This is a genomic window from Pararhizobium sp. DWP1-1-3 (assembly GCF_049896125.1).
Taxonomy (GTDB): domain Bacteria; phylum Pseudomonadota; class Alphaproteobacteria; order Rhizobiales; family Rhizobiaceae; genus Pararhizobium.
In genome coordinates this window covers 136,111-154,705 of the sequence record NZ_JAFCTR010000008.1, presented here as the reverse complement: position 1 = coordinate 154,705, position 18,595 = coordinate 136,111, and the positions used below count along the sequence as shown (strand labels likewise).

General features: G+C 62.2%; 18 protein-coding genes and 2 pseudogenes. 13 read left to right on the top strand and 7 right to left on the bottom strand.

Annotation, left to right across the window (positions count from 1 at the left end; translation table 11 throughout):
* Nucleotides 1-51 precede the first annotated feature (51 nt).
* The gene (locus tag ACP7BS_RS17705) at nt 52-1,086 is read right to left on the bottom strand and encodes a 4-hydroxythreonine-4-phosphate dehydrogenase PdxA (RefSeq protein WP_426239154.1); all 1,035 of its coding nucleotides are present in this window, start codon (nt 1,084-1,086) and stop codon (nt 52-54) included.
* Nucleotides 1,087-1,267: 181 nt separating this feature from the next.
* Between ACP7BS_RS17705 and ACP7BS_RS17700 the strand changes: the two genes are divergently transcribed.
* Nucleotides 1,268-1,954, top strand: coding sequence for a GntR family transcriptional regulator (locus tag ACP7BS_RS17700; protein WP_426239153.1), 687 nt, complete (start codon nt 1,268-1,270; stop codon nt 1,952-1,954).
* 45 nt (nt 1,955-1,999) lie between these two features.
* Here ACP7BS_RS17700 and ACP7BS_RS17695 read toward each other — a convergent pair whose 3' ends face one another.
* The gene (locus tag ACP7BS_RS17695; RefSeq protein ID WP_426239152.1) at nt 2,000-3,010 is read right to left on the bottom strand and encodes an AraC family transcriptional regulator; all 1,011 of its coding nucleotides are present in this window, start codon (nt 3,008-3,010) and stop codon (nt 2,000-2,002) included.
* 195 nt (nt 3,011-3,205) lie between these two features.
* On the opposite strand from ACP7BS_RS17695, the gene ACP7BS_RS17690 reads away from it, so the two are divergent.
* The 11 genes and pseudogenes from ACP7BS_RS17690 (at nt 3,206) to ACP7BS_RS17640 (ending at nt 14,149) form a co-directional block, all read left to right on the top strand.
* Nucleotides 3,206-3,973: a 3-hydroxyacyl-CoA dehydrogenase gene (locus ACP7BS_RS17690; RefSeq protein ID WP_426239151.1), complete on the top strand. Its 768-nt coding sequence runs from the start codon at nt 3,206-3,208 to the stop codon at nt 3,971-3,973.
* Between the two features lie 21 nt (nt 3,974-3,994).
* A complete protein-coding gene (locus ACP7BS_RS17685) occupies nt 3,995-5,182 on the top strand; it encodes an acetyl-CoA C-acyltransferase (RefSeq protein ID WP_426239150.1) in 1,188 nt (395 codons plus the stop codon).
* A 25-nt stretch (nt 5,183-5,207) separates the two neighbouring features.
* A complete protein-coding gene (locus ACP7BS_RS17680; protein WP_426239149.1) occupies nt 5,208-6,335 on the top strand; it encodes an acyl-CoA dehydrogenase family protein in 1,128 nt (375 codons plus the stop codon).
* A gap of 66 nt (nt 6,336-6,401) precedes the next feature.
* Nucleotides 6,402-7,634, top strand: coding sequence for a thiamine pyrophosphate-dependent enzyme (locus tag ACP7BS_RS17675; RefSeq protein WP_426239148.1), 1,233 nt, complete (start codon nt 6,402-6,404; stop codon nt 7,632-7,634).
* 1 nt (nt 7,635) lies between these two features.
* Nucleotides 7,636-8,649, top strand: a complete 1,014-nt coding sequence (locus tag ACP7BS_RS17670) for an alpha-ketoacid dehydrogenase subunit beta (RefSeq protein ID WP_426239147.1) — start codon at nt 7,636-7,638, stop codon at nt 8,647-8,649.
* 2 nt (nt 8,650-8,651) lie between these two features.
* A pseudogene (locus ACP7BS_RS17665) lies at nt 8,652-8,909 on the top strand (biotin/lipoyl-containing protein); the annotation flags it as partial.
* A gap of 189 nt (nt 8,910-9,098) precedes the next feature.
* A pseudogene (locus ACP7BS_RS17660) lies at nt 9,099-9,971 on the top strand (dihydrolipoamide acetyltransferase family protein); the annotation flags it as partial.
* 4 nt (nt 9,972-9,975) lie between these two features.
* Nucleotides 9,976-11,367 carry a dihydrolipoyl dehydrogenase gene (lpdA, locus tag ACP7BS_RS17655; RefSeq protein ID WP_426239146.1) on the top strand — a complete coding sequence of 464 codons (1,392 nt, stop codon included), beginning with the start codon at nt 9,976-9,978 and terminating at the stop codon, nt 11,365-11,367.
* Nucleotides 11,351-12,454, top strand: coding sequence for an enoyl-CoA hydratase/isomerase family protein (locus ACP7BS_RS17650; RefSeq protein WP_426239145.1), 1,104 nt, complete (start codon nt 11,351-11,353; stop codon nt 12,452-12,454). Before lpdA ends, ACP7BS_RS17650 begins: the two co-directional genes overlap by 17 nt.
* Complete coding sequence (gene mmsB / locus ACP7BS_RS17645) at nt 12,451-13,341, top strand: 3-hydroxyisobutyrate dehydrogenase (protein WP_426239144.1); 891 nt, start codon at nt 12,451-12,453, stop codon at nt 13,339-13,341. Before ACP7BS_RS17650 ends, mmsB begins: the two co-directional genes overlap by 4 nt.
* Nucleotides 13,342-13,378: 37 nt before the next feature.
* A complete protein-coding gene (locus ACP7BS_RS17640) occupies nt 13,379-14,149 on the top strand; it encodes an enoyl-CoA hydratase (RefSeq protein WP_426239143.1) in 771 nt (256 codons plus the stop codon).
* A 23-nt stretch (nt 14,150-14,172) separates the two neighbouring features.
* Here ACP7BS_RS17640 and ACP7BS_RS17635 read toward each other — a convergent pair whose 3' ends face one another.
* Nucleotides 14,173-15,096, bottom strand: coding sequence for a LysR family transcriptional regulator (locus ACP7BS_RS17635; RefSeq protein ID WP_426239142.1), 924 nt, complete (start codon nt 15,094-15,096; stop codon nt 14,173-14,175).
* Between the two features lie 23 nt (nt 15,097-15,119).
* On the opposite strand from ACP7BS_RS17635, the gene ACP7BS_RS17630 reads away from it, so the two are divergent.
* Complete coding sequence (locus ACP7BS_RS17630) at nt 15,120-15,890, top strand: SDR family oxidoreductase (protein ID WP_426239141.1); 771 nt, start codon at nt 15,120-15,122, stop codon at nt 15,888-15,890.
* Nucleotides 15,891-15,918: 28 nt separating this feature from the next.
* On the opposite strand, the gene ACP7BS_RS17625 is transcribed toward ACP7BS_RS17630, so the two are convergent.
* The 4 genes from ACP7BS_RS17625 to cyoC all read right to left on the bottom strand — a co-directional run bounded on the left by ACP7BS_RS17625 (nt 15,919) and on the right by cyoC (nt 18,594).
* Nucleotides 15,919-16,674 carry an MBL fold metallo-hydrolase gene (locus ACP7BS_RS17625; protein ID WP_426239140.1) on the bottom strand — a complete coding sequence of 252 codons (756 nt, stop codon included), beginning with the start codon at nt 16,672-16,674 and terminating at the stop codon, nt 15,919-15,921.
* 127 nt (nt 16,675-16,801) lie between these two features.
* Nucleotides 16,802-17,479 carry an SURF1 family protein gene (locus tag ACP7BS_RS17620; protein ID WP_426239214.1) on the bottom strand — a complete coding sequence of 226 codons (678 nt, stop codon included), beginning with the start codon at nt 17,477-17,479 and terminating at the stop codon, nt 16,802-16,804.
* A gap of 87 nt (nt 17,480-17,566) precedes the next feature.
* Nucleotides 17,567-17,974, bottom strand: a complete 408-nt coding sequence (gene cyoD / locus ACP7BS_RS17615) for a cytochrome o ubiquinol oxidase subunit IV (protein ID WP_426231579.1) — start codon at nt 17,972-17,974, stop codon at nt 17,567-17,569.
* On the bottom strand, nt 17,971-18,594 hold the full coding sequence (gene cyoC, locus ACP7BS_RS17610) for a cytochrome o ubiquinol oxidase subunit III (protein ID WP_426239139.1): 624 nt from the start codon (nt 18,592-18,594) through the stop codon (nt 17,971-17,973). Before cyoC ends, cyoD begins: the two co-directional genes overlap by 4 nt.
* Between the last annotated feature and the right edge of the window lies 1 nt (nt 18,595).

The following is an 18,595-nucleotide window of genomic DNA, read 5'->3' as shown; positions in this document are numbered from 1 at the left end:
ATGAACGGCGTGGACCTCCTCCACGCCGGTAGAAACCAAAACAGGTCGAATTCAGGCCGCAGCGGCCTGTGCCGCAGTTCTTATCGCCATGCGTGCCGCCAGAAGAATGGCCTCACGGCTCGCGCCAACGTCGGCGATACCCTTGCCGGCAATGTCGTATGCGGTGCCGTGAGCGGGTGTGCATAGAGCGAATGGCAGTCCGCCCATCATCGTCACGCCCTTGTCAAAACCCATCATCTTCATCGCGATCTGACCCTGATCGTGATACATGGTCAAAACCGCCTGGAACCCTTCCTTCAGGGCCCGCAGGAATACGGTGTCGGCCGGGAAGGGGCCTTCGACATCCCATCCGCGCTGGCGGGCAAACTGCACGGCCGGCTCGATGATGTCGATTTCTTCCATGCCGAAGCTGCCGCCGTCGCCGGCATGCGGATTGAGGCCCGCGACCGCGATGCGCGGGTTTTCATAGCCGGCCGCCTTCAGGCACTGCCGCGTCAGTTCGATTTCGGCGAGAATGCCATCGACGGACAGGTTGGCCGCGACGGCAGACAGCGGAATATGCGAGGTGACGCGCGCATTCCAGACCTTCTCCAGAACATTGAACTCACGCACCTTGCCGGCAAAACCGATGACATCGGCAACGAAACGGATCTCGTCGTCATAGCCCGGATAGGCGAAGCGCATCGCCTTCTTGTTGAAAGGCGTGAAGCAGACGGCCTGCGCCCGGCCGTTGTCGGCCAGTTCCAGTGCCGTGCGGAAATTGGCGGTAGCGAAGGTGCCACCAGCAAGTGTTGCCTCGCCGCGATCGACATCGGCCGGATCGAGATGGGCGAGATCGATGAAAACATGCCGGTCAGTGCCGGCACTTTCGAAATTTTCCAGCGATGCGGAAGCGAGATCGAGCGTCAACCCGGCACATTGCGCGCCTTCGTCGAGGATGCGGCGATCGCCGATGACAATCAGATGGGCTGCATCGCGAATATCATCCATCGAAAGGAGCTTGGCGGTCAGTTCCGGGCTGATGCCTGCCGGATCGCCCATGGCCAGCGCAATGACAGGACGCGCGTCGTTGGTGCTCAGGGTCATAGTGAAGATCCTCCGCTTCATGCTGTTGAAATCGTCATACGGCATTCATAATTCAGCATCAAGTCTTTTGTATTCTGTATGCAGCATTTTTTGTTGACGTCTGATCAGGCAGTCTTCATGTTCGCAATGCGCTAAAAAACGATTCAGAACGCAAGCGCCCGAGCGGAACAGGCATCAAGACATGGACGAGACATCCTCACTGCAACGCCGCGCCGATGGCAGCGCTGGACCAATCCGGCGCACCGCGCTGCATGACACACTGGTCAATCACCTGCGCGACATGATCATCGAGGGCGACCTGGAGCCCGGCACACGTCTGCATGAAGGCCAGCTTGGCGAACAGCTCGGTGTTTCACGCACGCCGCTGCGAGAGGCGATCAAGTATCTGGCCAGCGAAGGTCTGGTGGAACTGGTGCCGAGCCGGGGTGCCGTGGTGAAGCGCTTCAGCCAAAAGGATGTCCATGACATGCTGACGGTGCTGCGCACTTTGGAAGAACTTGCCGGCCGTCTCGCCTGCGAAACAGCAACCGACGCCGAGATCGCGCATGTGCGGACCCTGCATGACGCGATGATAGACCGTTACAAGGCTGCCGACCGCCTGCAATATTACAAGCTCAACCAGGACATTCACACTGCGATCGTTCGGCTTGCGCAGAACAGCTCGTTGATCGACATTCATGCCATGCTGCAAACGCGACTGAAGCGCATCCGCTTCATCGGTCATGAAGGCCCGGAAAAATGGGCCGCCGCTGTCAGCGAGCACGAGGAGATGATCAAAGCGCTCGAAGCCCGCGACAAGGCAGGGCTCTCCGAAGTTCTCGGCCGGCACCTGTTCAACGCTTGGGACCGGGTGCGCGATTCGCTCTGATTTAAGCCGACCATTGTCGCACTAGCCTTGAACAGACTTGCGATCCTATTCGCTGCCGGACACGGCCGTCTGCCGCCGAAAAGCCGCCGGGCTCTTCGTGGTCCATTTCCGGAACGCGCGGTGGAAGGCGCTTGGTTCGGAATAGCCGAGCTGCGCGGCTATCTCGCCGACGCTTGTTGCACTGCTCAGCAGCATTTCGATGGCGCGGTCGCGACGGATTTCGTCCTTGATCCCGGCATAGCTGTGGCCTTCCGCCTGCAGCCGATGACGCAGCGTCGAGGGCGACATGTGCATCTGCACGGCCAAATCGTCAAACCCGGACCACGCCGCCGGTGCCTGTTGCCGGAGCCGCTTGCGCACGGCCGCCGCAAGTCCGGCATCGTACCGGTAGCGCACGAGAATGTTGGCAGGCGCTCCACGGAGAAACTGCTTCAAGGCCTGTTCGGTGCGAGCGATGGGCAGTTTCAGCACTGCACGATCGAACACAAGGCGGCTGACGGGTTGTGAAAACTGCACCGGCGCTCCGAAGAACAGGCGGTAGTCGGCGCCCTCGAGCGGTTCGGAACAACGGAAATCGACCCGGCGGATCGGGATGCGGCGGCCGACCAGCCAGCAGGTGATGCCGTGCAGCAGGATCCAGTAGGTGCGATAGGCAAAGGCCGACCGGGCGTTTCCCTTGTCCGCCAGCACGATTTCAGCGAGCCCGTCGCCGATCACCAGTTCGCCGGTCGGGTCCTCCAGCACCACGCCGAGAAAACGCAGTGCCCGGCGAAGCGCCTGATCCAGCGTCTTCGCATGCAGCACGCAATGACAGAGCAGGGTAAAACTGCCGCGCCGCATCGGCCGCTCGCCCATGCCGAAGAACTCGTCGTCCACTTCTGCCGCGACCGCCAGCCAGAGAGCACCGTAGCTTTCGGCGGAAATCGGTTTTTCGACGATGGGCGGCAAACCCAGCGAAGCCAAAAGCGGCGCTGTCGGCTTGCCCGCCCGGCGCAGGCAATCGAGCGCCTCCTCGACAAACGAAGGCGAGATCATCCGCCGGTCAGCATCCACCATCGATTTTCCTCTCATATGGCAAAACTGGCCGAAAAATGAAGGACAGTTCTGTCATCGCTTGCAATATCGCGCAAGGATAGAGTCCTGCAAGATGCTATGATCGAAATCAGGCATGATGGACGGAACGCGGCGGGGAGGCTGCATGACGGATCAAGGACCGACCGCCGCGCACCTTCGCACAGGAAGGGCAGCGCTATGAAGATTTCCGGTAAAGTGTTTGTGGTGACCGGCGGCGGTTCCGGCCTTGGCGCGGCTGTCACGCGCATGCTGGCTGAGGCTGGCGCTCGCATTGTTATCGCCGATATCAACCAGGGTGCTGGCACGAAAATTGCCACCGATCTGGGGTCGAGCGTCCGGTTCATCCGCACCGATGTCACCAGCGACGCCGACGGACAGGCCGCAATTGCGGCAGCAATTGAGAGCTTTGGCCACCTGCACGGCCTGGTCAATTGTGCAGGCGTCGCGCCGGGCGAAAAGGTTCTCGGCCGCGATGGCCCGCATCGTCTTGAGAGTTTTGCGCAGGCGATCGGCATCAATCTGGTCGGCACGTTCAACATGATCCGTCTCGCCGCTGCCGCCATCCAGACACAGGAACCGGACGGCGAAGGCGAACGCGGCGTTATCGTCAACACAGCCTCTGTTGCTGCCTTCGACGGACAGATCGGCCAGGCCGCCTATTCGGCCTCCAAGGGCGGCGTCGTCGCCATGACCCTGCCGATTGCTCGCGAGCTTGCCCGCTACGGTATCCGCGTCGTCACCATCGCGCCCGGCATCTTCGAAACGCCGATGATGGCCGGCATGCCGCCCGAAACGCAGGAAGCGCTTGGCAAGAGCGTGCCGTTTCCGCCACGTCTTGGCCGGCCCGATGAATTTGCCGCTTTGGTGCGCCATATCTGTGAGAACATCATGCTGAACGGCGAGGTCATCCGTCTGGATGGCGCCCTGCGCATGGGGCCGCGCTGAGAGCAGTTCGGGAGGTTTCAAATGACATCACATGATCCCATCGTCATCGTCGGTTCCGCCCGCACCGCCATGGGTGCATTCCAGGGTGACCTGCAGGGCGCCACCGCGCCGGAACTCGGGGCTGCAGCCATCCGCGCCGCATTAGAGCGAAGCGGCTTGGCGCCGGAGCTGGTGGATGAAGTCGTGTTCGGCTGCGTGCTGCCCGCCGGGCAGGGGCAGGCACCCGCGCGTCAGGCGGCCATCGGTGCAGGCCTTCCGTTTGCAACCGGCGCCAGCACCGTCAACAAGATGTGTGGCTCGGGTATGAAAGCGGCGATGCTGGCGCATGACCTGATCCTGGCAGGCAGCGCCAACATTGCCGTTGCCGGCGGCATGGAAAGCATGAGCAATGCGCCCTATCTGCTGGATCGTGCCCGCGGTGGCTACCGGCTCGGCCATGGCCGCGTCATCGACCATATGTTCCTCGACGGGCTGGAGGATGCCTATGACAAGGGACGGCTGATGGGCACGTTTGCCGAAGACTGCGCCGAGGCCTACCAGTTCACGCGGCCCGCCCAGGACGATTTTGCCGTGACCTCGCTTACCCGTGCCAAGAAGGCCATCGAGGACGGAGCGTTCGACGGTGAAATCACGCCAGTGACCGTGAAGGCCGGAAAGACCGAACAGGTCGTCAGCCGCGACGAACAGCCGGGCAAGGCAAGGCTCGAAAAGATTCCGACGCTGAAGCCTGCCTTCCGTGAAAACGGCACAGTGACGGCCGCCAATGCCAGTTCGATTTCCGACGGCGCCGCCGCACTGGTGTTGATGCGCCGCTCCGAGGCGGAACGCAGGGGTTTGACGCCGCTTGCGACCATCACCGGCCATTCCACCCATGCGCAGGCACCCAATCTGTTTGCCACCGCACCGATCGGCGCGCTCAAAAAACTCAGTGAACGCACCGGATGGGCCTTGAAGGATGTCGATCTGTTCGAGATCAACGAGGCCTTCGCAGTCGTTGCCATGGCGGCGATGCGCGACCTCGACCTGCCGCATGACAAGGTCAACGTTCACGGCGGTGCCTGCGCGCTCGGCCATCCCATCGGCGCATCCGGCGCCCGCGTCATCGTCACATTGCTGGCAGCCCTTGAGCGTTACGATCTGAAGCGCGGCATGGCCGCGCTCTGCATCGGCGGCGGCGAGGCAACGGCCATCGCCGTCGAGCGGCATTGAGCGGGCAGGGGGGGGAGACCCACACATGATCCTGTCTGAACAACAGATCCAGATTCGCGACATGGCCCGCGATTTCGCCCGCGAACGGCTGGCGCCGGGCGCTGCCGAACGCGATGTGTCGCATGCGTTTCCGAAGGACGAGCTGAAAGAGATGGGCGAACTCGGCTTCCTCGGCATGCTGGTGCCGGAAGCCTATGGCGGCTCGGAAACCGGTACCGTCGCCTATGCGGTCGCACTTGAGGAGATTGCCGCCGGCGATGGCCCATGCTCGACGATCATGAGCGTGCACAGTTCGGTCGGCTGCGTGCCGATCCTGAAATTCGGCACGGAAGAGCAGAAGCAGCGTTTTCTGCCGAAGCTCGCCTCCGGCGAATGGATCGGCGGCTTTGCGCTGACCGAACCGCAGGCAGGCTCCGACGCATCCAATCTCCGCACCCGCGCCCGCCGCGATGGCGACGACTACGTACTTGATGGTGCCAAGCAGTTCATCACATCCGGCAAGAACGGCAATGTCATCATCGTCTTTGCGGTCACCGATCCGGATGCCGGCAAGAAAGGCATCACCGCCTTCATCGTGCCGACGGACACGCCGGGCTATGAGGTTGTGCGCGTCGAACACAAGCTTGGCCTGCATTCCTCCGACACCTGCCAGATTGCCTTTACCGATATGCGCATCCCGGCCGACCTGCGACTGGGCGCCGAGGGCGAGGGCTACAGGATCGCGCTCGCCAATCTCGAAGGCGGCCGCATCGGCATCGCCTCGCAATCGGTCGGCATGGCGCGTGCGGCCTTCGAAGCAGCCCGCGATTATGCCCGCGAACGCATCGCCTTCGGCAAGCCGATCATCGAGCATCAAGCTGTTGCCTTCCGCCTTGCTGACATGGCGACGCAGATAGCAGTGGCGCGGCAGATGGTGCTACATGCGGCCGAGCTGAAAGAGGCCGGGGAGCCCTGCCTGACGGAGGCGTCGATGGCCAAATTGTTTGCCTCGGAAATGGCCGAAAAGGTCTGCTCGGACGCAATCCAGATCCATGGCGGCTACGGTTACATGTCGGATTATCCGGTCGAGCGCATCTACCGCGACGTCCGCATTTGCCAGATCTATGAAGGTACAAGCGACGTGCAACGCATCGTCATTGCACGTAGTCTATAAGAAAATAAGCCCTACTTCCGGGAGGAGACTGGAAGGCAAAGGCAAAAATGGGAGGAAGAGCACGGCATGACCGAGTTCCCGCAATTGAGCCTGCATGTTCCGGAACCGGCCGTCCGGCCCGGTGGCATGCCGGACTTTTCCAATGTCAACATCGCCAAGGCCGGCTCCGTGCCGCGTCCCGAGGTCGATGCGGCGTCGGAAGACATCCGCGATCTCGCCTATTCGATCATCCGCGTGCTGAACCGGGATGGTGAAGCGGTAGGTCCGTGGGCCGGGCTTTTGTCGGATGAGGAACTGCTGACCGGCCTCAAGCACATGATGAAGCTGCGGGCGTTCGACGCCCGCATGCTGATGGCGCAGCGGCAGGGCAAGACGTCCTTCTACATGCAGCATCTGGGCGAAGAAGCCGTCAGCTGCGCCTTCCGAAAGGCGCTGAAAAAGGGCGATATGAACTTCCCGACCTATCGCCAGGCAGGCCTGCTCATTGCCGACGATTATCCGATGGTCGAGATGATGAACCAGATCTTCTCCAACGAAAAAGACCCGCTGCGCGGTCGCCAGTTGCCGATCATGTATTCCTCCAAGGAGCATGGTTTCTTCACCATTTCCGGCAACCTCGCCACCCAATATGTCCAGGCCGTCGGCTGGGCCATGGCATCCGCCATCAAGAACGACACCAAGATCGCCGCCGCCTGGATCGGCGATGGCTCGACGGCGGAATCCGATTTCCATTCGGCACTTGTCTTCGCCTCGACCTACAAGGCGCCGGTCATCCTCAACATCGTCAATAACCAGTGGGCGATCTCGACCTTCCAGGGCATTGCCCGCGGTGGCTCCGGCACGTTTGCCGCGCGCGGCCTCGGCTTCGGCATCCCCGCTTTGCGGGTCGATGGCAACGACTATCTCGCGGTCTATGCCGTTTCCCTCTGGGCGACCGAGCGCGCCCGGCGCAATCTCGGGCCTACCCTGATCGAATATGTGACCTACCGGGTCGGGGGGCATTCCTCCTCCGACGACCCGAGCGCTTACCGCCCGAAGACCGAGTCCGAAGCCTGGCCACTCGGCGACCCCGTCTTGCGCTTGAAGAAGCACCTGATTGTCCGCGGCGTCTGGTCCGAGGAGCGGCATGTGCAGGCGGAGGCGGAAATTCTTGACGAGGTGATCCAGGCGCAGAAGCACGCCGAGACCCACGGCACCCTGCATGCCGGCGGAAAACCCTCGGTGCGCGATATTTTCGAAGGCGTCTATGCCGAGATGCCGCCCCATATTCGCCGCCAGCGGCAGAAGGCAGGATACTGACATGGCCAGAATGACGATGATCGAGGCCGTGCGCAGCGCCATGGACGTCTCGATGGAGCGCGATGATGATGTGGTGGTGTTCGGTGAAGACGTCGGCTATTTCGGCGGCGTCTTCCGCTGCACCCAGGGCCTTCAGGCAAAATACGGCAAGACCCGCTGTTTCGACGCGCCGATCAGCGAAAGCGGTATCGTCGGCACGGCGATCGGCATGGCCGCCTATGGCCTGAAACCCTGCGTCGAAATCCAGTTCGCCGATTATATGTACCCGGCCTACGACCAGATCACCCAGGAAGCCGCCCGCATCCGCTACCGTTCAAACGGCGATTTCACCTGCCCAATCGTGCTGCGCATGCCGACCGGCGGTGGCATCTTTGGCGGCCAGACGCACAGCCAGAGCCCGGAGGCGCTGTTTACCCATGTCTGCGGCCTGAAAGTCGTCGTGCCCTCTAATCCCTATGATGCCAAGGGTCTGCTGATCGCCTCTATCGAAGACCCCGATCCGGTGATGTTTCTTGAGCCGAAGCGCCTCTACAACGGCCCCTTCGACGGCCATCACGACAGGCCGGTGACGCCATGGTCCAAGCATGAGCTGGGCGAAGTGCCGGAAGGCCATTACAGCATCCCGATCGGCAAGGCTGAAATCCGCCGGCAAGGTGCTGCGGTCACCGTGATCGCCTATGGCACCATGGTGCATGTGGCGCTGGCGGCCGCCGAGGAAATGGGCATCGATGCCGAAGTGATCGACCTGCGCAGCCTGTTGCCGCTCGATCTCGATACGATCGTGCAATCGGTCACCAAGACCGGCCGCTGCGTCGTCGTCCACGAAGCGACCCTGACATCGGGCTACGGCGCCGAGCTTGCGGCACTGGTGCAGGAACATTGCTTCTATCATCTGGAAACCCCAATTGTGCGCGTCACCGGTTGGGACACACCTTACCCGCATGCGCAGGAATGGGATTATTTCCCCGGCCCCGGCCGCGTTGGCCGGGCGCTTGCCGAAGTGATGGAGGCGTGAGCATGGGTGAATTCATCATCAAGATGCCGGATGTCGGCGAAGGCGTGGCGGAAGCCGAGCTCGTTGAATGGCATTGCAAGGTCGGCGATCCCATCCGCGAAGACATGGTGCTTGCCGCCGTTATGACCGACAAGGCGACGGTCGAAATCCCGTCGCCGGTCACAGGCACCGTTCTCTGGCTCGGCGCCGAGATCGGCGACACCGTCGCCGTCAAGGCGCCGCTGGTGCGCATTCAGGTCGCAGGCGAGGGCGGTGAGGCAGAGGCGGTTCCGATGGCGGAAACCGTGACGGCCACTTCCTCCTCTCCCCAGCGGGGAGAAGGTGCCGGAAGGGCGGATGAAGGAGATTCTCCGCCCCCACCTGTTCAGCCGTCCCCCTCATCCGGCCCTGCGGGCCACCTTCTCCCCGCGGGGGAGAAGGGAAGGCGTGCCCTATCTGAAACACCTGGGGACAAGCCGCTTGCTTCGCCTGCCGTCCGTCTTCGGGCGCAAGACGGTGGCATCGACTTGCGGCAAGTAACAGGCACCGGCCCGGCGGGGCGCATCACCCATGACGACCTCGACCAGTTCCTTGCCCGTGGGGCGCAGCCGCAACCGGCGCCGACCGGCCTTGCCAAGAAAACCGCCGTCGAAGAAATCAAGGTCACCGGCCTGCGCCGCCGCATCGCCGAGAAGATGGTGCTGGCAACCTCGCGCATTCCCCACATCACCTATGTCGAGGAAATCGACGTCACCGATCTGGAGGACTTGCGCGCGACGATGAATGCGACGCGCAAGCCGGACCAGACGAAGCTGACGATCCTGCCGTTCCTGATGCGGGCGATGGTGAAAACCATCGACGAACAGCCCGTCGTCAACGCCACCTTCGACGATGACGCAGGCATCATCAGCCGTCACGCAGCCGTGCATATCGGCATCGCCACCCAGACGCCGGCGGGCCTGACCGTGCCTGTCGTTCGCCATACGGAAGCGCGCGGCATCTGGGATTGTGCAGCCGAAGTCGTCCGGCTGGCGGAAGCCGCCCGCACGGGCTCGGCGCTGCGTGAAGAACTGTCCGGCTCGACCATCACCATCACCTCGCTTGGCGCGATGGGCGGTATCGTCACGACGCCGATCATCAACCATCCGGAAGTGGCGATCGTCGGCGTCAACAAGATCATGACCCGGCCGGTCTGGGACGGCAGTCAGTTCATCCCGCGCAAGATGATGAACCTGTCATCCAGCTTCGATCACCGGGTGGTGGACGGATGGGATGCCGCGACCTTCGTCCAGCGGATCAAGGCCCTGCTCGAAACCCCCGCGCTGATTTTCATTGAAAGCTGAGCCCATGAAAGAGATCGTCTGCAAACTTCTCGTCATCGGCGCTGGTCCAGGCGGCTATATCTGCGCCATCCGGGCCGGGCAGCTCGGCGTTGACACTGTCATCGTTGAAGCGGTCAAGGCCGGCGGCACCTGCCTCAATATCGGCTGCATTCCCTCCAAAGCGCTGATCCATGCCGCAGAAGAGTTCGAGAAGGTCAGCCATTTTGCGGGCACCAAAAGCCCGCTTGGCATCTCCCTCGAGGCACCAAAGCTCGACCTTGCCAAAACCATCTCCTGGAAAGACGGCATCGTCAGCCGTCTGAACAGCGGCGTGCTGGCATTGCTGCGCAAGGCCCGGGTCAAGATCGTCCATGGCCGGGCAAAATTCCGGGACGGCAAGACCGTCGAGGTCGAGACGGAAACGGGGGTGCAGGTCATCCGCGCCGAAACGATTGTTATTGCCACTGGTTCGGAACCGGTGGAACTGCCGTTCCTGCCCTTCGGCGGACCGGTGATCTCGTCGACCGAAGCCCTGTCCCTGAAAACCGTGCCGCAAAAGCTGGTGGTAGTCGGCGGCGGCTATATCGGCCTTGAGCTGGGCACCGCCTTTGCCAAGTTAGGGTCCAAGGTCACCGTGGTCGAAGCGACATCGCAGATCCTGCCGCAATATGATGCCGAACTGGTCAAGCCGGTGGCCAAGCGCCTTGCCGATCTCGGCATTCGTGTTTTGACCGGCGCCAAGGCCAAGGGCCTTTCGGGCAACGCGCTGCTGATCGAAACCGCCGAAGGCGCGGAAGAACAGCTTGCCGCCGAAAAGATCCTCGTGACCGTCGGCCGCAAGCCGCGCACGGAAGGCTGGGGGCTGGACGAACTCGACCTCGACCGCACTGGCAAATTCCTGCGCATCGACGACCGCTGCCGCACATCGATGCGCGGTGTCCATGCCATCGGCGATATCACCGGCGAACCGATGCTGGCCCACCGCGCCATGGCGCACGGCGAGATGGTCGCCGAAATCGTTGCCGGGAAGAAGCGCACATGGGACAAGCGCTGCATTCCGGCCGTCTGCTTCACCGACCCGGAGATCGTCACCGCCGGCCTGTCGCCGGATGAGGCGCGGGCGCAGCGCTACGAGGTTCGCGTGGGGCAATTCCCGTTCAATGCCAATGGCCGTGCCATGACCATGCTTTCGGAAGAAGGCTTCGTGCGCATCGTGGCACGTGCGGACAGCAACCTCGTTCTCGGTATCCAGGCCGTCGGTTCTGGCGTTTCTGAACTGTCGAGCGCTTTCGCGCTGGCGATTGAAATGGGTGCTCGTCTGGAAGACATTGCGGCGACGATCCACGCCCATCCAACCCGCAGCGAAGGCTTCCAGGAAGCCGCCTTGAAAGCGCTTGGCCATGCCCTCCACATCTGAAACCCGCGCGGCAGACGCCGAAACGCTGGTCGAGCGCCAGGGCGCACTCGGCCGCATCCGGCTCAACCGGCCGAAGGCGCTCAACAGTCTGACGCTGCAGATGGTGTGCGACATCGAAGCGGCGCTCGACAATTTCGAACGTGATCCGTTCATCGCCGCCGTACTTGTCACGGGCGAGGGGGAGCGCGGCCTCTGCGCCGGTGGCGATATCCGCGCCATTTATGATGGCGGGAAAGCCGGATCGGACGCACCAACGACGTTCTGGCGCGAGGAGTACACACTCAACGCCCGGATCGGTCCCTACCCGAAACCCTATATCGTCATCATGGACGGCATCGTCATGGGCGGCGGCGTCGGCATCTCGGTCTATGGCAGCCACCGGATCGTCACCGAACGCACCCGTTTCGCCATGCCCGAAACCGGCATCGGCTTTTTTCCGGATGTCGGCGCATCGTGGTTTTTGACACGCCAAGCCAGCGAACTCGGCACCTATGTCGGCCTGACAGGCGAACCGCTGGGTGCTGCCGACGCCATCCTCGTCGGTCTTGCGGATGTTTTCGTCAGATCCGAAAGGCTCGACGCATTGATCGCGGCACTGGCATCGCTGCCCGCGGACAGCTCAAGTGAGCAAATTTCAACCACGATCGCAGGCTTTTCAGACGTGCCGCCGGCCGGCGTTCTGGAACCGCACCAGCGGATCATCGATCGCCTCTTCGCCTTTGACACCATCGAAGAGATTTTCGCAGCCCTGCGTGCAGATGACAGTCCTTTCGCCAAAAAGCTTCTCGCCATTCTGTCTACCAAATCGCCGCTCAGCCTCACCGTCACGCTGCGTTTGCTGCGGTTTGGCCGCAAAACCGAGACGTTGGAAGAGTGCCTCGAACGGGAATTCTCAGCCACTGCTGCAGTCTTGCGCAGTCATGATTTCTACGAGGGTGTGCGGGCTGCCGTGATCGACAAGGACCGCAATCCGCAATGGCGGCCAGCGCGGCTTGCCGATGTTACCGCAGCCGATATCGATGCCTATTTCCAGCCATCCGCCCACCCGCTCTTTGCGGCGAAGATCAAGGAAGGATCACCGACATGACGATCAGTTTCATCGGTCTCGGTCACATGGGCGGCCCGATGGCTGCCAATCTGGTCAAGGCAGGCCATACGGTGAGGGGATTCGACCTTTCGCAGCCATTGCTGGACGAAGCGCAAGGGAAAGGCGTCACCGCCTGCACTTCGCTTGCCGAAGCGGTCGCTGGCGCCGACACAGTCATCACCATGCTTCCCGCCGGCAAGCATGTCTTGTCCGTCTGGCAGGAACTGGTAGCGACGATGCCATCCGGCACGCTGCTGATCGATTGCTCGACCATCGACATCGACAGCGCCCGCCAAGCGCATGAACTGGCGGCCGGCAAGGGCTGCCCATCGCTCGATGCACCGGTATCCGGCGGAACCGGTGGCGCTTTCGCCGGGACGCTGACCTTTATGATCGGCGGCGAACAGGATGTTTTCGCAAAGTCTCAGCCGATCTTCGAAGCGATGGGCAAAAAGATCATCCACTGCGGTGGCTCGGCGGCCGGGCAGGCGGCGAAGATCTGCAACAACATGATCCTCGGCATCAGCATGATCGCCGTCGGCGAGGCCTTCGTGCTTGGCGAAAAGCTCGGCCTTTCGCATCAGGCGCTGTTCGATGTCGCCTCGGTATCTTCGGGCCAATGCTGGTCGCTGTCCACCTATTGCCCGGTCCCTGGCCCGGTCCCGACATCGCCTGCCAACAACGGCTACAAGCCGGGCTTTGCCGGTGCGCTGATGCTGAAGGATCTAAAGCTTTCGCAGGAGGCAGCGCAATCTGCGGGCGCGACAACGCCGCTTGGCGCCAAGGCCGCCGAACTCTACGCATTGTTCAACGCGCTTGGGAACGCCGACAGGGATTTCTCCGGCATCATCGAGATGTTACGGCAACAATCAGATAGCACTGCCTGACCAAGCCCTACTATTCGTCCGCAAGAGGATTACGCCCATGGAAAAACCGATCATCATTGAGCAGCAAGACCGGGTCGTTATCGTCACGCTGAACCGGCCTGCAGCCCGCAACGCACTCAATTCCGAGATCATGCACGCGCTTGCGGCCGAGCTCGCGCCGCTCGATCGGGATCCGGGCGTCGGATGTTTTGTGCTGAAGGGCTCCGAAAAGGCCTTTGCCGCAGGCGCCGATATCAAGGAGATGGCTGACAAATCGTTCCCGGATATGTTCGGAGAAGACTTCTTTGCCGCCTGGGACCGGTTCGCATCGTTCCGCACCCCGAAGATCGCTGCAGTCTCCGGCTATGCGCTCGGCGGCGGCTGCGAGCTGGCGATGATGTGCGACATGATCTTTGCCGCCGACACCGCCATGTTCGGCCAGCCTGAAATCAAGCTCGGCGTCATTCCGGGCATGGGCGGCTCGCAGCGGCTGACAAAGCTGGTCGGCAAGGCCAAGGCGATGGACATGATCCTGACCGGACGGATGATGGACGCCACCGAGGCCGAACGCTGCGGCCTCGTTGCCCGCGTGTTGCCGGCAGAAAAGCTGCTGGAGGAAACACTGACGGCGGCCAAAACCATCGCCGGCCACGGCAAGGCTGCTACCATGGCGGCGCGCGAAGCCGTCGATCGTGCGCTCGAAGGCGGCCTGCGCGAAGGCATCCTGTTCGAACGCCGCATTTTTCACGCGCTGTTTGCCACCCAAGACCAGAAGGAAGGCATGGCAGCCTTCATCGAAAAACGGCCACCGCAATTTCAGGGCAAATAAAAACCGAACCAGCCAGGATCCGCCTACTGAGCGGAGTCCGAAATCACCGAATGGCGGGTGGCCGCAACGATCGCATCGATCGTCGACCGCAAGCGCGGCAGCATCATCGGCGTACTCGGCCAGACCACATGAATGGGCAGGGCACTCTCGATCCGGCCAGCCATCACCTGTTTTAGCGCCCCGGACCCGAGCTCCGGTGCGGCCAGCCATTGCGGCAGCAAGCCGATACCGTGACCGGCCTTGATCGCTGCAAGCGTCAGCGCACTGCCGTCAAGCAGCAGCCGGGCAGGGGGTGTCCACGTCTCGACCCCACCATCAGGCCGGGCGATAGACCACGGAACAACGCCTCCTTCACCGCTGGTTGCGACCAGCCGATGCGCCGAAAGATCGGATATCGATTGCGGCGTTCCACGCCGGTCGAGATAGCTGGAGGATGCGCAGAGCACGATCGTTTGAGTGCCAAGGCGGCGGGCGGTCAATTCGGAAGTGTCGGGGAGATGGCCGATCCTGACGGCCAGATCCACCTGCTGCGCCAGAAAATCGACCTTCTCGCCTTTGAGCGTCATGTCGAAGGAAAGCAGGGGATGGGCATCCGCCAAAGCAAAGAGAGCCGGAGCGATGACCGACATGCCGAACAGCGGCGGCAGGCTGATCCGCACCAGCCCGCTCGGTTCCGTCCGCGTTGACGCGAGTTCCAATTCCACCCGGTCGATTTCGTCGAGCGCCCAACGGCAAACGCTGAGATAGCGTTCGCCCTCCTGTGTCAATTGCAGCCGCCGCGTCGTCCTTTCGAGCAGGCGCACCCCGAGCCGGGCTTCCAGCCCCGCTATCGACTTGGCAACGGCGGACGGCGACAGGTAAAGCCGGGTGGCAGCCGCAGCAAAGGATTGCGCCCCGCAAACGGCAAGGAAAATGCGGATCGAACCGGTACGGTCATTCTTCGACATGACGCATTTAATGAAAATAAGTCGTGAGTGTCACGCTTAAACGTCGCTTCTCTGTCGACGAAGTCGTCAATACAGTCAGCACCATGAGAAAAATAAAGACATATGCCGTCATCGGCGGCACCTCGGGAATGGGCCTCGGCCTCGCGCAACGGCTTGTCGAGCGAGGCGACCGCGTCCTGATCGGCGGCAGAAACGCCGGGCGGCTGGAGGCGGCGGCCCGGAAACTCGGTCCGCTGGCAACCGCACGGTCTGTCGATATCGAGGACCGGGCGTCCCTCACCACCTTTTTCGCAGGTCAGGAGGAACTGGCCGGGCTGTTCACCCCCGGCACCACCTATCGTACCGCTTCTTTCCGGGAGGCCGATGCGGAGACAGCCGAGAGCCCGTTCAGGGCAAAATTCTGGGGGCAATACTGGGCCGTGCACACAGCGCTACCTTATTTTGCGAGGGATGCTGCCATCGTGTTGATGTCGGGAGCCGCCTCGGTTCGCCCTGCCGGCAATCCCGCCTACTCGGCCTGCAACGCAGCGATCGAGGGGCTTGCCCGGGCGCTGGCGGTGGAATTGCGGCCGATCCGGGTCAATTGCCTGTCACTGGGGCCTATCGACAGCAATCTCTGGCGCAACCGCGACGCCTCCATCCGCGAACCGGTCTTCGATAGCTGGCGGGCGCTTGCACTCACCGGCGAGGTCGGCACTGTCGATGACGCGGCGGGAGCTGCCCTGTTCCTGCTCGACAACGGCAATATGAACGGATCGACGATCTACAGCGACGGCGGCTACACGATGCGCTGAGGTGGCAGTGATCGGAAATGCGGTCCGGTTAACTCCTGCCCAGTACCACGGTCTCGCCATCCGCAGGGATCAGCAACCGCGATGGGGCAATACCCTTGTCTTCCGCCGCCTGGAGCAAATCCTGACGGCTGATCGTCGCATGATCGAGCGCCTCCATATGGGTGGCGATAACGACTGCGTCCGGCGCCGCTTCACACACGGAAACGGTTTCCACAGCGTCCATGACGATCAGGTCGCCATCCCAGCGCGCACCGCAGGAATGGGTAATGATGATATCCGGTTTGGTGTCGCGGATCACCGCCGCAACTGGCGGGTAAAGCACCGTATCGCCGGCCCAGTAGATCGAAGGCTCGCCCGCCGCCTCGAGGCTGAACCCCATGACCGAGCCCATCAGGTCAACCACCGGCCCAAGCCCATGGCTGCCCTCGCGGCGCGTCAGCGTCAGGCCCTCCCATGTTGCACTGCCAGTCAGCGGTGTCACGTTGGTAAACCCAGCCTCGCGGATCGTTGCCTCGTCGCCCGGCTGACAGAAAAGCGGCAGATGTTTCGGCACGCGCTGCATGGCAACGCTGTCGAAATGATCGTCATGCAGATGCGACACGATAACCAGTTCCACGCCATCCAGAATATCGTCAATCCCCACCGGCAGGTCCACCATCGGATTGGGCGAGCGGCCGGTAAACGATGGCAGGGTGTGTTTTGGCGCCAGATAGGGATCGATCAGCACGGTACGCCCGGCATAGTCGAGCTTCAACGTGGCATTGCGGATCAACTGGAGTTTCATCGTGTTTCCTGACGAGATATTGGCGGACATTGTTGGGCGCCATCCTCACGACCGTCGCGACAAAATCAAGCCCCAACCAGAGGACTGCGCCGATTGGATAGGGTCCCTATCAGTGCGCCAGAAGAAATCAGATCAGCCGGCGCCGGCGCAGGATGATGGTCGTGGCCGCTGTCATCACAGCAAGGGCATACCAGGTCAGCGCATAGAAGAGATGGCTGTTGCGGAAGTTGATCACCGTCAACCCGCCAACCGGAACGCCGCCAGGAACGGGTGCAGCATCGGCATCGATGAAATAGGGCGCGACCGGGGAACCAAGATTTTTGGCGCGCGCAATGGCGGCAACATCTCGGGAATACCAACGGTCATTGGCCGGGTCGTTTGAGCGCAGGAAAGCGCCGCCGGGCTCGCTGATGCGCAGGAGGCCGGTGACCGTGACAGGTCCGGCGGCAATCTCGCTCGCCGCGCGTGCCGTAGAATCGCGATGACCGGCGGGAAGGAAGCCACGATTGATCAGGATCGTCGACAAATCCGCAAGATGCATGGGGGTCACCAGCCAAAAGCCGGCGCCGCGCTCGGTGACGGCCTGCACGAGCACCGACTTGCCATGCTCGAGGGTACCGGTCGCGGTGACGTGACGATATTCGTCTTTTTCGGCGCTGATGGCAGCCCAGTCTCCGGCGCTGGGCGCGGCCACCGGATCGGCGTGAACGCGCGCGTCCACGCGCGCGATGAGGTCAAGCTTCCAGAACAACCGCTGGACCTGCCAGGTTCCAAGCGCAACGAAAACAACCGTCAGCACCAGCATGGCGCCGACGAAAACCAGGCGGGCGCTGCGCGGATGGCCGCTGGCGTCCGTTATGGCTGGATGTTTTGTGGTCACGGTTGTCACCCGTCAGGGCATGTTCTTCATCATCTCCGGCGACATCGGCATCATGTTCGCATTGAGATGGTGCATGACCCAGAGCGAGCCGGCCAGCGTGATGCCGACGATAACGAGCGTGAAGAGCAGCGCCATCATCGTCCAGCCGCCTTCAGAGCGGGGGCTCATGTGCAGGAAGTAGACCATGTGCACGATAATCTGCACGACGGCCAGCGCCATGACCAGGAAGGCCGTCAAAAGCTTGCTGTCGAAAACGCCGGCCATGACAAGAATGAACGGAATGGCCGTCAGAATGACAGAAAGCCCGAAGCCGATCATATAGCCCTTCAGCGAGCCGTGACCAGCCTCGTGGCCATGGCTGTGAGCGTGATGGGTGTTGGCGGCATCTTCATGAGCGGGTGCGTGCGGCTGTGAGCTCATCCGAGGACTCCCATCAGATAGACAAAGGAGAAGACGCCGATCCAAATGACGTCGAGGAAGTGCCAGAACATCGACAGGCACATCAGCCGGCGGCGGTTTTCCGGGATCAGGCCGTGCCTGGAGACCTGGACCATCAGCGTGATCAGCCAGATGATGCCGAAAGTGACGTGCAGGCCGTGGGTGCCGACCAGCGTGAAGAAGGACGACAGGAAGGCGCTGCGGGTTGGCCCGGCCCCTTCGTGGATCAGGTGCGCGAACTCATAAAGCTCGAGTCCAAGGAAGGCTGCTCCGAACAGGCCGGTGACGGCAAGCCAGAACAGCGTCTCCGCCTTGGCATTTCTTTCCATTTGCAGCATGGCGAAGCCATAGGTGATCGAGGAGAACAGCAGCATCGCCGTGTTGATCGCGACCAGAGGCAGGTCGAACAGGTCTGCCGGCGAGGGGCCGGCCGCATAGTTGCGGCCGAGCACGCCGTGGGTGGCGAACAGCACGGCGAAGATCAGGCAGTCGCTCATCAGGTAGAGCCAGAAGCCCAGATTGGTACTGCCTTCGGGATGGTGATCGTCCGTGAGGTAGAAGACCGGCTTTTCGCCGTCTTGCGTTTGGATGTCTGTTGCCATG